Raw genomic sequence first — 13,122 nt, forward strand, 5'->3', positions numbered from 1 at the left:
TGTGTTAGTTTTTTACCTAATGTTCGCTTCCCTGAATACCACATTCAACCTTGCAGGGAACAGTCTGAATTTTGAAATAATCATCTGTCCTTCATAACTCCCCAGGAAAGTGGCGAACCCTGATCCCAGTCCTCCGTATGGTTCCTTCAGACAAAAGAATAAACCACGTTTGAGCGGATAGGAACCAAGAGCGATGTATGCCTGATATGGTTTTACAAATTCTGAACCATAATCTGCCCGCACCTTAACCACTGCCACTTTATTCGTAAATTCTATAGAGGCAGAATCATTTGGATCAGAGATCCAGCTTACCCCTATTACACCAATCGCATCTTTCATTTTAGCCACATAATCAACCACTTCAGGATTAGTTTTAGCAGCCATTACATTAGCTGGTAATGGTTTTCCTTTATTGATTGAGTCGCGGACATATCTTACTGTACTTGAACTCTGGTTATCGAATACAATCTGACGTTTCTTTGTGGAATCGGACCCGTCCATAATTTTCCGCACCTGATCCATAGTGAGGATCGTATCCGGATTATTACGGTTAGCAATCAGCGCCACTCCATCCCATGCCAACAAAAGACTCTGCGGCGTTATCTTCTTCTCCTTGATATATGCTTTTTCTTCCTCGTTGAAATCTCTTGTAACAAAAATCAGTCGTGAGCTGTCTGACAACAGATCCTTGAAGCACTCTGCTTCAGGTTTATACTCGGCTATGATATGCGCTTTCTTGTACAAAGATTCAAATACCTTGATCTCTGCTTCCATCAACGGGCGATAGGTTTCATCCACGCTGATTCTGATTGTACCTGAAGTTGGCGTATCCCGCTCTTCGCCGGACTTGTTGGCCTGTCCGCAAGATGCCAGTAAAGCTGCTGCTGCTAACAGGATAGTTGCTATCCCGCTATGCCTGATTAATCTGGTAAACATATCTTCCTCTCTTATTAGTCCTTTTGATGAAATAGATACCTTACTCCTCTATATACACGGAAAAGGCCGTACGCAATTAGTACACCGCCTAAAATATTTAGAACAGTTTGAGAAATTTGAAATTCACCCAGGTTATATTTCTGCGCAAATATTGCATACAGTCCAAAGAGCACAAAAAATAAACCTCTTATTAATTCCCCGAGCGAACGATAATTCATCCCTGTCCGCGTGTTTCCAGATCTTTCCTTTTGCATTAGCATTGTTAGCGAATTACAAGTATACAAAAAAATATTTCCAAATAAATACCTGTTCTTTTAGAGGATTGTTAAAAAAATCCGATTGCATGTCTTCGATTGTCTCGCAAAACCGGCCACTACGGCAGGTTCTATAAACGTCCGGCATACACACATTTTTTCATATTCAATCTACATCTAATTAATCAGGAACTTGTTAAAGGCATGTTAAATACAACCCTGTCTTTAGCTATGTTATACAATATCATACGGATACATACGCATAAAAAAGCAAGTGTAGTATTAACCATTCTTATTATATAGATGCAAAAATCTCCAGATTCCATAAATCTGATCAGACCTATTTTTGGCCGTATATCAGCTAACACACTATATTTCAAGATTTGGGCCAGCAGGATAAAATAATGTTAAAATCTTGTAGGTTTGCGGAAATTATGAAAATATTAATGGTATGCCTGGGCAACATTTGCCGCTCGCCCCTGGCAGAAGGTATTTTACGACACCTGGCCATTCAGCAGGGCCTGAACTGGGAAGTCGATTCAGCCGGTACCGGCAACTGGCACGTAGGCGATCCTCCTGACCGCCGCTCTGTAACAGTAGCCCGCCGCCACGGAATCGATATCTCTGGCCTGCGCGGCAGGCAATTTCAGGTAGCCGATTTCGACCGCTTTGACCGTATTTTTGCTATGGACCTGAATAATTACCGGGACATACTGCTCAAAGCCAGGACAGATGCAGATAAAGCCAAAATCCAGCTTTTACTGGATAATCAGCAGCCCGTACCTGACCCCTGGTATGATGACGCACTGTTCCAACCGGTTTATAATATGATCTTTGAAGCCTGCGAAAACATAGTAGCAGGTAAGAAATAATTACTCATCAGCATAACTGAATAATAATGATTAAACCCAGTATACCAAAAGGTACCCGCGATTTCGGCCCCGTTGTAGTCAGAAAGCGGCAATACATTTTCCAGACCATCCGTGAAACATTCGAGCTGTTTGGATTCCAACCGCTGGAAACACCTACCATGGAAAACCTGGACACGCTTACTGGTAAATACGGTGAAGAAGGAGATAAACTGATATTCAAAATTCTTGATAATGGAGACATCCTCGGACGTGCACAACAAGCAAAGGATAGCCGTGAACTCGGTATCCTGCTCTGTGAAAAAGCGCTCCGCTATGATCTTACTATCCCTTTTGCAAGATATGTCGTGATGAACCAACATGAACTGGCACTGCCATTCAAACGTTACCAAATGCAACCGGTATGGCGCGGAGATCGCCCTGCTAAAGGACGTTATCGCGAGTTTTATCAGTGTGACGCTGACGTTGTAGGCAGTAACTCCCTGTTGAATGAAATAGAATTGCTGTTGATTTACGATACTGTATTCAGCAAACTTCGTATGGAAGGATATGAGGTACGTATCAATAACCGTAAAATACTTGGAGCCCTTGCAGACGTTGTAGGGCAACCTGCGCTTTTAACAGATATCACCATATCCATCGATAAGCTCGATAAAATTGGTATGGACGGTGTAAAAGACGAATTACAGGAACGCGGCCTCAGCACAGACGAAATTGCTAAAATCGAAAGCTTTCTTAATATCAGCGGTAGCAACGAAGAGAAATTGGAGCAATTAAGCGTGCTGTTTAAAGACTCACCAACCGGTCTCAAAGGCATTGAAGAATTATCATACGTACTACACACACAACCTGAAGCATTCAAAACAACGCCGATTCTTGATGTAACGCTGGCTCGTGGACTGAACTACTACACCGGGATGATCGTAGAAGTAAAAGCCCCTGCTTCCGTTAAGATGGGTAGTATCGGTGGCGGTGGCCGCTACGATGACCTGACCGGTCTTTTCGGCCTGCCAGGATTATCTGGTGTTGGTATATCCTTCGGTGTTGACCGTATCTATGATGTGCTCGAAGAACTGCAACTGTTCCCTGCCACTGCACAACAAGGCACCCAGGTACTGTTCTTTAACCTCGATCAGCACACTGCAGGCATTGCATTTAAACTCCTGATGCAGCTACGTACAAAAGGCATATCCGCTGAACTGTTTCACGAACCAGCTAAAATGGATAAGCAAATGAAGTATGCTAACAAGCGCAATATCCCTTATGTGATCATAATGGGTGAAAGCGAAGCCCAGGAAGGAGTAGTTAGTGTGAAAAATATGGTGAACGGCCAACAGGAAAAAGTGACCATGACCGATCTGGTAAACTATCAGTTCTAAACTGTGATAGTCAATATTAAGACGGATCTGCCTTTAACAGATCCGTCTTTTTTAATATATCAGGATTTATCTGTGTGGGAAATCTGGCCAGGTTGCCTCCAAATTATCTGCCATCCGCTTAGCATCCTCAGAGGCCCTTGGAAAGATCACCCGGCCCTTAAGCTTTTCAATCAACCGTCTGAAAACTTCCTCACGGGGAAGAGTTCTTACATCTTCCTCTGTAAGTGATAAAGGATCTTTGATGTTATCGGTTTTACTCATAGTTCTAATTTAGTCTTTTTTCAATGATTACGCCTCTGTAATTCTTGCCTTTTTCGTAAGGCTCCGTAGCACTGCAATCTTCCAGCCCGTCCAGACCATAGAAAGAATACTCAAGATTGAGTTGCTCAAAGTGCTTATTCAAAAATGTGCTATAAATACCAATTCTCCTGTGTGCCTTTTTACATTTGCTATCATCACATCTCCTTTTACAGGTATTCCTGCATTTTGTAATAAACGAAGGAGAGCTGTCACTGCCTCTTACCACTATCACGCCGTCTTTAAATTGTTCAAACAGCCTGGGGATTGTCTGCAGCACTGTATTGAAAACGCGATAATGATCATTATTATCAGATGTTTCATTATCAGTAACGCGGTCATTTTCATAGTCATAGTCACCAAAACCTAGATTAAAAAGCGGCCGGTTCCTGAACTGCCTGACATATTCATATTGCACCACCTTAATAATTTCCCTTTTCCCTTCACTGACAAAAAAATAATACAATCCCTGTTCGCCGGGATTTGCCCATTCCCTGACGTCATACACATCGTCTGCACGATTCATATTTACCTGAATAATAGATTAACAAATAGCATCCCCCTGCCGCATCTAATACGGCAAACATGCAATTCAATGGTTCGCTGATACTGCTTAATAAATGTTGTGTCTTATCTCCCTGAAAGAGATCGTGGTAGATATAATTTTTGGATTAACAATAGCAAAAACACATATGCTAATATAGCCGAAAAGGCTTATCTGAACGCTTGGCAAATCTGCCATTTTTGTGTACCGTAAGCCACTTCATTCATTCACTATCCCTAACGGATCGGGATGCTACCATTGTCAGTTCATTAAATACCCATTTGAACCCCATCAATGTCTTATACCATCCCTTCACCAAGAGGTCACCAGAAGGTCACTTCAATATCCCCGGGATATCGAAGTGACCTTCTGGTGACCTCTTGATACCTATATGGATTAAAAGATAAACCCCGTTTCAGCCGAAAGATGACTAATACCCATCTTACCCCGCTGAAACAGCTTATATAATGAATAAAAAATATACCATGGAAAATGGGATTGTCAGCAGCTATTTATGCTGATCATCTGAACCCCAGGAAAGAAATGGACAACTTTTCCCGACAAGAACCGGCAACTAACAAAAAAGGCTGCCTCTTACGAGACAGCCCTCTTATAATAAATATACTTACTAACTATTTATTCTTCTTAAATGCATCCAGACCACACTTCAGCCAATTGGCATACTCACCTGCATCCGGTGTATAGCCTACTGGTTTTGTCAGTAGCTGCTCATCCGGACTAATCAACACATAATAAGGCTGAGAGTTATTCACGAAGTTCTCAGTCTGCATGGTAGCATATTTGTCACCAATAGATTTAATCTCCTTCTTACGACCTGTATTAGTAGTAAACAGGAATTGCTCATCTTCAGGCAATAACTTCCTATCATCCACATACAGCGATACCAGGATATAATCTTCTTCTATCAGCGTCTTCACTTTGTTATCAGGCCATACGTTTTCTTCCATCTTACGACAGTTTACACATGCCCAACCAGTGAAGTCTATCAGAATCGGCTTATTCTGCGCTTTCGCAAGTTTCAGCGCTGCCTCATAATCATTCATAACATCCGCCTCTATACCCTTAGCCGCATTCTTGTAAATACTATAACTTAACGGCGGCGGAAAACCACTGATCAGTTTACGGTTTGCATATTTGGTGTTGGTTACGCCTGGTAACAGGTAGATGGTCATCGCCAGGAAAATAGCTGCCAGTACCCAACGGGTAGTGCTGATTTTCTTCAGCGGTGCATCATGCGGGAAACGGATCTTACCCAACAGATATAATACGATCAGGAATCCACAGATGATCCATACTGCAAAAAACACCTCACGTTTTACTAATCCCCAGTGTTGTACCAGATCGGCATTAGACAGGAATTTGATAGCCATTGCTATCTCGATGAAACCTAACACAACTTTCACAGATGTTAACCAGCCACCTGATTTAGGCAACGAGTTCAGTAAGTTAGGGAACATGGCGAACAACGCGAATGGCAATGCCAGTGCAAATCCAAAACCTGCCATCCCTACTGTCAGCTGCATAGCTCCTCCATCGGTAGACAGCGACCCTGCCAGTAACGATCCCAGGATAGGACCCGTACAAGAGAAGGATACCAGTGCCAGTGTCAGCGCCATGAAGAAGATACCAATCATACCTCCTACACTTGTTTTCGCATCTACTTTACTGGCGAGTCCACTTGGTAAAGTGATTTCAAAATATCCGAAGAAGGAAATGGCAAACACAATGAAGATCACGAAGAAGATCAGGTTTAACCATACATTGGTGGATATATTATTCAGTATCTCTGGATCCAGGGAATCCATCAGGTGAAATGGCACACTCAGTAACACATAAATCAGGAAGATAAAGAAGCCATAGATACTTGCATTGATCACACCTGTTTTCTTATCCTGCGATTTCTTTGTAAAGAAAGACACAGTCAGCGGAATCATTGGGAATACACATGGTGTCAGCAACGCAATAAAACCACCTATTACACCGAGAATAAACAACCCCCACAGACTTGTCTTTGCCGGTTCTCCTTCCCCGCCACAGTTACTCAGTGGATTGGCCATGTCAATAGTTGCGCGTTTCAGTGTCTGTCCACCGGAAGCAGATTCCTGCAATCCAGCTGCTACATTGACAATATTGCCGGATGCATCAATGTTAAAACGGAATTTCACTTCTTCCGGCCCTACTACTTCTTCACCTTTCAGCGCCATATAATTCACGACACCTTCCAGCTTTTTTGCAGGCCCGTTCAGTTTCACTGCTACCTGCAGCGTCACCTGATTTTCAAAGTACTTGATTTCGAGATTGTCGAATAATGCTTCAGGCGCTTTTTTCAGCGAACCTTCTTCTGTGATACCGGTAATGGTAGCTGCGCTATCAACCGTTACACGCGTGTTAGGCTCATCATCTTTCATAGTAGTTGAAAACAACTTCCAGTCTTTTTCAATGCTACCTTTCAGATGTAGTATATATTCCTGTTCTCCTTTCTTCTCTGCAGTGTACTCCCACTTTGCTACCGGGTCGGTAGCAGTACTATCCTGTGCTTTAACGGCAAATACAGTAGTGAGAAGGAGAATGAACGTAAGCAAATGCTTCATATAAATAATAGGCTTTAGAGACTTTCAACCATTTTAAACAGTAAACGAGCTCCTATGGGAGCTCGTTTATAACTTATGTTTACCTGACGGTTGACCATCATGTATTGAATAACTTATTTTCCTCCTACACTAATTGCAAACTCTACTTCTTTCGGAGGGAGACACTGGTGGTCATCGCACACCATGAACTCTACACTACCTTTTACTTTTGTAGCTGCTTTACCTTTTACGGTTACTTTCTGTACAAAATCAACCTGGTTCTCGTAATATTTCAACTCAGAATCGAAGTTTTTGTCAAATGCCTTATGCAGTTTGCCTACTTCACGGATCTTACCTACTGGTGTTACAAGCGGATTTTTAGTCAGCTTGAAGGTAGTCGGAACCGGACCTTCACCAGCATCCTGCGCATACAGGTGCCATTTCCCTTCTACTGTAGCTGTCATGTGCAGTTCATAGGTAGTAGCATCAATCTTCTTAGCGGTAAAATCCCATTTTACCGGGTTCTCGATCTGCGCGCTTGCCATCAGTGGCAAAGCGAACAGAATAACTGCTGTGAGTAATTTTCTCATACTTAGATTTTTTTTTAACTGGTTGGTTGGCTTGATATTTAATGTTGGAGTGCTTGTCACTCTATCAATCAATTGTTATTGATCAGGCTTTGAAAAATAAGCTGTCCGTCAGTGTTACCCAATACCAGGTTAGTAGCCCGCTCAGGGTGTGGCATCAGACCGAATACATTGCGCTCTTTGTTGCAGATTCCTGCGATATTACGCATTGCTCCGTTTGGATTTGCATCATCTACAATATTACCAAATTCATCACAATAGCGGAAAAGTATCTGGTTATTTGCAAAAAGACTTTGCAGCGTAGCATCGTCAGCATAATAGCGCCCTTCGCCATGCGCCACCGGTATCTTTAACGCACGGCCAGCTACGTCTTTGGTCAGGGATGCAGATGTATTCTCGCTTTTCAGGTATACATTCTTACATACAAACTGCTGATGTTCATTCTGCAACAAAGCTCCAGGTAACAGACCTGCTTCACAGAGAATCTGAAAACCATTACACACACCCAACACCCTACCACCTTTATTGGCAAAAGCTATCACACTTTGCATCATCGGACTGAAACGTGCAATAGCACCTGAACGCAGGTAGTCCCCGTAAGAAAAACCGCCCGGCAACACAATACAATCTTCTGTACTGAATTGGCTCAGGTCAGCATCCTTATGCCATAACTCTATCACTTCCTGCCCAAGGTCATTGCGCAGTGCATCAATCACATCGTGATCGCAGTTAGAGCCTGGAAAGGTGACAACACCAAATTTCATGCTTAAATAATTGAATGTTACGGTCTAAAACTTTTCTCTATCCCGATTACCGGCGATTCAAGGTTGATCCGCAGACTAACCAAAAGTACCGGAAAGGGTACAAAATTACTAACCCGTCCGCACATTTCCATAGCCGTTCATCCCGTTTTAACAATTCAATCGTAACGACGTTAATTTTTGCTGAAATACTGCATAACAATAACATAGACCAGTGTGAGGACATGAACAACATTGGCTACCGTGTTATTCACAATCGACCAGTAAGCATTGGCCACAAATAAGGAAAGCGGTAATATAGCCAGTACCCAGTATGCAGGAGAGAACTGCATATTGAAGAAGGGTACCATCATTGCAATGAACACATATACTGCCAGCACACTCCAGATCTTACGCCCCTGAATCAGCATCTTCTTCAAGGTACGTTGCAACAATAACCAGCCAAGTACAAAGAAGAACACACTCACTGCCATCGCTCCCCAGACCTTGTAGTTACCAATTACAGGTACTTCCAGACCAATACGTGGTATTTTGGCAAATAATGCCCATTGGTCGGTCAGGAAGAGATAAGTACTGAGCAGGTATATCGGACATACAAGTCCAAGTAAAGCAATAATCCATTCCGCCAGACGGAACGGGCGCATAATCAGTAGGCTCAACCATAAGAGTACGCAGAAGATGGTGGCCGGGAAATAAAACAAACCGCTTACTCCCAGGGCAAATCCGATATTAAATACCACATCCCTGGCCGATGTACGCGTATAAAGAAGAGTAATGTTTGATATCACCCACAACATTACCAGGTTCACCAGTAACCCCGGCGAGAACAGATTCCAGCCTTCATACAGAGATGTAAATAACATATACGCCATTGCCGGCAGATAGTTCGGCCTGGAGAACAGACGCTGGTGATTCACAATCTTGGTGACCAGCAATGCCTGCAATAATAGTATCAGCACCGCCAGTGAGGTGAAAAAGAAAGGACTTTTGCCAAAGACCATACTCATCCAACCGACAAGCAGGTCATATAACAGACCCTCATTTCCGTCCGCCAGATAAGAGGACGGATGAAGCAGGTAATAGAATTTTACCAGGAGTGTATACATCAACAGCAACACTACCGTAAGGGGGTTGCCTGAGCGGAAAAACTTTACCACAATATGATTTCTCTTTTCAACTTTTGAAAGCGTTCCAAAGGTATTTTAAAGCGGGAGAAAATCAAAATATTATGAAAACCATACATAATTATTGCCTTTCTCCTCATTTTCTTCTAATATGATCACTGGAAATCTGACCTACTTATCTAAGCAGCATACCTTGTTACTTAAGGCATCTTTTCCGTCAGGAGAGTAATATCTCTCAGGTCCGTACTCGGCATTTAAAAACACAGCCGGTTACCCCATAGGGATAATTGTAAAGATGGAGGCTGGTCTTTTATACAACAGACTGCTTGACTACCGGCCATTTGCCAAGGCCCATCAAAGCAATATCCTGCCATTTGAAGCGATGACTACCTGCTTTATTTACTTCCTGTCATTTAAAGAATATAAGACACTTAGTTTCAACGCCTTAAATAACAACTATTGCCTATCAATGCCACTTTTCCTAATGTCCTGTTACTTCCGAAGCGGTGCCGGCATCATGCTCATCCGGCATAACGACGTCTATCTTATCGATTAACAACCGGTCAGCCTGGATGATAAAGTCAATCCGCAGGGTGTAAACAATCGTGACGTCAATAGAAGCCCCGTTTTCTGTCTCTGTATAATTGGAAAATACCGCTTCATCGAAGTTGGTAATGTCTTCTTCATACTCCTGACTCAGCAGGATCAGGTCAGCATCAAAGCCGTAGGGCGTTGCTGTCCGCACGCTGTCCTCCCGGATCTTACTATCACATAAACGGAAATAGGCGTCTTTATCGTCAATATAGTTATGGGTAAATAGCCCTGATGCAGATAATATATCCAGATACGCCCGGGTACTGTCAAAGTTAACCTTGTACAGACCGGTGTCTTCCACTCCTGAGTTATCCACCAACTGGATGTTGACCAGCGAGTCCACGTTAGTAGTGTACCAGTCGAAAAATTCCCTGACCCTGCCTTCCAGTACCTGTTGATTCAATTCAGGACTGACGGTACCCTTGAAGTAGGCTTTGGCTGAGGGAGTCTCCTGCTGGCTGCACCCGGTAAGACCATACATACTGATGGTCAGGGCAATACCAGACAGGACAAGGCATAGTTCTCTTTTCATTCGTGAGATGTAAGATATGGTATATGACTTATGGTACGGAGAAGCGTTACAGCCAATGTATTGGCATACAGAAAGTCTATATCTGCTCCGGCAATTCAAACGCTATTAGTATAACTGTTTGCTATTATTCCATTTTCACTTTGCCTTTTAATATTTCCCCTGTGATCATCATACTCAACCGGGAGAATCCTTCATCTGCAGGAATAACGAGCTTATTTTCTTTAAACCATGTCATAAAATCGTTCCATTGCTGACGATGTTCCTCTACCCATTCACCTAAAGCAGCATCGTCACCCTGGCCCAATAACCAATAGTTATAAGCCTCCATATGACCGGCCTCCTTTATCTTGTTCTGAAAGTTGAAGATGGCAATCGGATAAATGGTATCATGCCCTAACTGGTGATAAAGATCAATGAACTTTGTACGGATGGTATTAAGTGTAGCCAGGTTAATTGCCTTCTGACCAGCGACTGCCAGGGTCAATGTTGGCTGATAAATGGAAGTACCGTAGGAACCTCCGCTGACTACTGATAGCATCTGAGCAGCCAGGTTTGCAGTCTGATCCTTTTTACGGTGATCCGGATTCAGGGTGATAGTATGTGCATTACTTGCAAAGCTGACAGTTGCTGCAGTATCGGACTCAAACTTTATCTCTCCTTTATAGGTATAATATAGCAACCTGCTCATCTCTTCCGTACGTTTAGACCCTCTCTCCAGGTTCATAAAAAACTCTCCATATATCATTCCCCATACCTCCTGCTGAGAATCCAGAAACATTTTAGCTGCCCTGTAATAGTTGGATGCATGCATAGGTGCATTCCTGATTCCTTTTTCAAAGTACTCAAGCGCAGCTCCTTCATTGTTTTTCTTCAGCTCCATCACCCCTCTCTCTACGTATAATGCGCCTTCACCAGGAAACTTCTTCAACCCATCTTCATAGGTACTGATTGCCTTTTCAGGTTTACCCATATCATCCAGCACATTTCCCATCATGGCATATACCCTGCCATTAGCAGCTTTCTCTTTGACCAGGTACTTAAGATCTTTCAATGCTTCATCATATTTCCCTTGCTGGTACTTTGCCAGGGCCAGCTCGTATACGATATCCTTTAAGTCCGGATCGAGCTTACGGGCTTCATTTAGCAATTCGATGGATTCGGCTAGTTTACCATCATCCATCAATTTTATAGCTTCAGTAGCTTTGGCAATAGCTTTCTCTCTGTTCGTTTCCTGTGCGAACACTACATGACAAGATAACATTACTACCATCAGAGGCAATAATCTGCGCATAACGATATAGGTATTGAGATTGTATCTTAAAAAAAATAAAGATATAAAGATAGCTGATTCCTGCTGCTCCTGCTAATTCCACTTACTTTTTAATCACCTTACCACTAACGTACCTGTTATTATGTATAATAAACCGGTAGGGCAACAGTGCATCTGCGCCGGCATAGTCCACCCCTATTCTGGGAGTAGCAATAATATCGGCTGATGCAGGTACATAGCCATCTGAAGCAATGTAAAACTCGTCTCCAAAGAGTGTCTCACCAGTATGCTCCAGCGTAATACCCAAAGCTTTTGATACGTTGCCTGGCCCACGTGTAAGCGTAAAATCAGCAGTTTTTTTGCCGGTACGGTGCAGCATAACAGGAACGCCTGCTAAAGGTTCCGCGCCACGGATGAGAATCGCATGAGGAATATCAACCTGGTTAGTAACGATGTTAAACAGCTGATGAATACCGTAACATAAATAGACATAGGCGGTACCGGCTTCCCGGTACATAATCTCCGTACGTGCAGTACGCCTGCCACCGTATGAATGGGAGGCCTTGTCGGTTACACCGGCATAAGCTTCTGTCTCCACAATACGGGCAGTCGTAAGTTCACCGTTAAAGCTGGTCACAATTATCTTCCCCAGCAATTCACGGGCAATCGTCAGTACATCAGGACGATCAAAAAAACCGGATGTTAATTTCTGATATGCGGTAGTATGCAAAATTCAATATGTCCCTTTCCGTTAAACAACACGCAGACGGGGTTCCAGCAGGGCGTAGATCTGCTTCAACACCGGCTCAAAAGAACCGAAATCAAAGTCTTCCCTGAAGGAATCAGTGTCAGACGACCAAAGGAAGAGGTCTGCGCAGATTTCAATGTATTCTTTCACAATCGGGCTATCCAGCAGTGTCAGTAACTCGGCAGACTGTTCCTGCTCGGCATAGTCCTTTACAACTCCAAGGGCACCGTATATTTCGTACAACAGCGGATCATCGTCTGCCTGCAACTGCTCCGATTTTAATGAGGAGAAATCAAAGCCGGTATAGGCTGTATCTGTTTCGTTGATATCTTTTCCCCAGGCCTGGAGATTAGAAGTATCAAAAGTAACAACACCTTCTTCTATCCCTTTTCTCAGGGAAGGAAGATCCGTATACAGACAGATTCTGCCGTCAGCATCTGTCAGTAGTCTTGTTGCTTCATTGTCTGACAGATCAGCACCGGAAACGGTGTAATAAGTCTCATCGTTGTACACTACCTGCAGTAAATACTTCTTGTATTTCTCAGAGGCGGCATCATAAAATTCTTCCATGTGAACGCTAGTTATTCTTCTAAGGTACTAAAATAAAAAAACCGCCCCACATAACATGAGGCGGAC

13 protein-coding genes are annotated in these 13,122 nt (G+C 43.1%); 2 read left to right on the top strand and 11 right to left on the bottom strand.

All coding sequences use genetic code 11. The annotated features are described in order from the left end of the window. Window positions 1-12: 12 nt before the first annotated feature. Window positions 13-936 carry a substrate-binding domain-containing protein gene (locus K1Y79_RS14385; protein WP_220250799.1) on the bottom strand — a complete coding sequence of 308 codons (924 nt, stop codon included), beginning with the start codon at window positions 934-936 and terminating at the stop codon, window positions 13-15. A gap of 688 nt (window positions 937-1,624) precedes the next feature. Between K1Y79_RS14385 and K1Y79_RS14390 the strand changes: the two genes are divergently transcribed. Both K1Y79_RS14390 and hisS read left to right on the top strand, forming a co-directional pair. Next, window positions 1,625-2,062 (top strand): low molecular weight protein-tyrosine-phosphatase, encoded by a 438-nt coding sequence (locus K1Y79_RS14390; protein WP_236059607.1) that lies wholly within the window; start codon window positions 1,625-1,627, stop codon window positions 2,060-2,062. Between the two features lie 26 nt (window positions 2,063-2,088). Further along, the gene (gene hisS / locus K1Y79_RS14395; RefSeq protein ID WP_220250800.1) at window positions 2,089-3,438 is read left to right on the top strand and encodes a histidine--tRNA ligase; all 1,350 of its coding nucleotides are present in this window, start codon (window positions 2,089-2,091) and stop codon (window positions 3,436-3,438) included. A gap of 66 nt (window positions 3,439-3,504) precedes the next feature. Here hisS and K1Y79_RS14400 read toward each other — a convergent pair whose 3' ends face one another. The 10 genes from K1Y79_RS14400 to K1Y79_RS14445 form a co-directional block, all read right to left on the bottom strand. Next, entirely contained in the window at window positions 3,505-3,699 is a 195-nt protein-coding gene (locus K1Y79_RS14400; RefSeq protein WP_220250801.1) for a hypothetical protein, read from the bottom strand. Window positions 3,700-3,703: 4 nt separating this feature from the next. Further along, the gene (locus tag K1Y79_RS14405) at window positions 3,704-4,261 is read right to left on the bottom strand and encodes a DUF6934 family protein (RefSeq protein WP_220250803.1); all 558 of its coding nucleotides are present in this window, start codon (window positions 4,259-4,261) and stop codon (window positions 3,704-3,706) included. A 650-nt stretch (window positions 4,262-4,911) separates the two neighbouring features. Then, the gene (locus K1Y79_RS14410) at window positions 4,912-6,891 is read right to left on the bottom strand and encodes a protein-disulfide reductase DsbD family protein (RefSeq protein ID WP_220250805.1); all 1,980 of its coding nucleotides are present in this window, start codon (window positions 6,889-6,891) and stop codon (window positions 4,912-4,914) included. Window positions 6,892-7,004: 113 nt separating this feature from the next. Then, complete coding sequence (locus K1Y79_RS14415; RefSeq protein ID WP_220250807.1) at window positions 7,005-7,460, bottom strand: protein-disulfide reductase DsbD domain-containing protein; 456 nt, start codon at window positions 7,458-7,460, stop codon at window positions 7,005-7,007. 68 nt (window positions 7,461-7,528) lie between these two features. Continuing rightward, window positions 7,529-8,221, bottom strand: coding sequence for a phosphoribosylformylglycinamidine synthase subunit PurQ (gene purQ, locus K1Y79_RS14420; protein WP_220250809.1), 693 nt, complete (start codon window positions 8,219-8,221; stop codon window positions 7,529-7,531). A 170-nt stretch (window positions 8,222-8,391) separates the two neighbouring features. Continuing rightward, window positions 8,392-9,375 (bottom strand): hypothetical protein, encoded by a 984-nt coding sequence (locus K1Y79_RS14425; protein WP_220250811.1) that lies wholly within the window; start codon window positions 9,373-9,375, stop codon window positions 8,392-8,394. Between the two features lie 448 nt (window positions 9,376-9,823). Then, on the bottom strand, window positions 9,824-10,468 hold the full coding sequence (locus K1Y79_RS14430; RefSeq protein WP_220250812.1) for a hypothetical protein: 645 nt from the start codon (window positions 10,466-10,468) through the stop codon (window positions 9,824-9,826). A 124-nt stretch (window positions 10,469-10,592) separates the two neighbouring features. Next, entirely contained in the window at window positions 10,593-11,759 is a 1,167-nt protein-coding gene (locus K1Y79_RS14435; protein ID WP_220250814.1) for a tetratricopeptide repeat protein, read from the bottom strand. Between the two features lie 82 nt (window positions 11,760-11,841). Beyond that, the gene (locus K1Y79_RS14440; protein WP_220250815.1) at window positions 11,842-12,468 is read right to left on the bottom strand and encodes a DNA-3-methyladenine glycosylase; all 627 of its coding nucleotides are present in this window, start codon (window positions 12,466-12,468) and stop codon (window positions 11,842-11,844) included. Between the two features lie 21 nt (window positions 12,469-12,489). After that, window positions 12,490-13,056: a hypothetical protein gene (locus K1Y79_RS14445; protein ID WP_220250816.1), complete on the bottom strand. Its 567-nt coding sequence runs from the start codon at window positions 13,054-13,056 to the stop codon at window positions 12,490-12,492. Between the last annotated feature and the right edge of the window lie 66 nt (window positions 13,057-13,122).

Source organism: Chitinophaga rhizophila (assembly GCF_019492185.1).
GTDB classification, from domain to species: Bacteria; Bacteroidota; Bacteroidia; order Chitinophagales; family Chitinophagaceae; genus Chitinophaga; species Chitinophaga rhizophila.

Bases quoted from the DNA above. Each gene is read 5' to 3' on its own strand.
- purQ (WP_220250809.1), bottom strand. From the start codon at position 8,221: ATGAAATTTGGTGTTGTCACCTTTCCAGGCTCTAACTGCGATCACGAT.
- K1Y79_RS14445 (WP_220250816.1), bottom strand. From the start codon at position 13,056: ATGGAAGAATTTTATGATGCCGCCTCTGAGAAATACAAGAAGTATTTA.
- K1Y79_RS14410 (WP_220250805.1), bottom strand. From the start codon at position 6,891: ATGAAGCATTTGCTTACGTTCATTCTCCTTCTCACTACTGTATTTGCC.
- hisS (WP_220250800.1), top strand. From the start codon at position 2,089: ATGATTAAACCCAGTATACCAAAAGGTACCCGCGATTTCGGCCCCGTT.
- K1Y79_RS14405 (WP_220250803.1), bottom strand. From the start codon at position 4,261: ATGAATCGTGCAGACGATGTGTATGACGTCAGGGAATGGGCAAATCCC.
- K1Y79_RS14385 (WP_220250799.1), bottom strand. From the start codon at position 936: ATGTTTACCAGATTAATCAGGCATAGCGGGATAGCAACTATCCTGTTA.
- K1Y79_RS14400 (WP_220250801.1), bottom strand. From the start codon at position 3,699: ATGAGTAAAACCGATAACATCAAAGATCCTTTATCACTTACAGAGGAA.
- K1Y79_RS14435 (WP_220250814.1), bottom strand. From the start codon at position 11,759: ATGCGCAGATTATTGCCTCTGATGGTAGTAATGTTATCTTGTCATGTA.
- K1Y79_RS14390 (WP_236059607.1), top strand. From the start codon at position 1,625: ATGAAAATATTAATGGTATGCCTGGGCAACATTTGCCGCTCGCCCCTG.
- K1Y79_RS14415 (WP_220250807.1), bottom strand. From the start codon at position 7,460: ATGAGAAAATTACTCACAGCAGTTATTCTGTTCGCTTTGCCACTGATG.
- K1Y79_RS14430 (WP_220250812.1), bottom strand. From the start codon at position 10,468: ATGAAAAGAGAACTATGCCTTGTCCTGTCTGGTATTGCCCTGACCATC.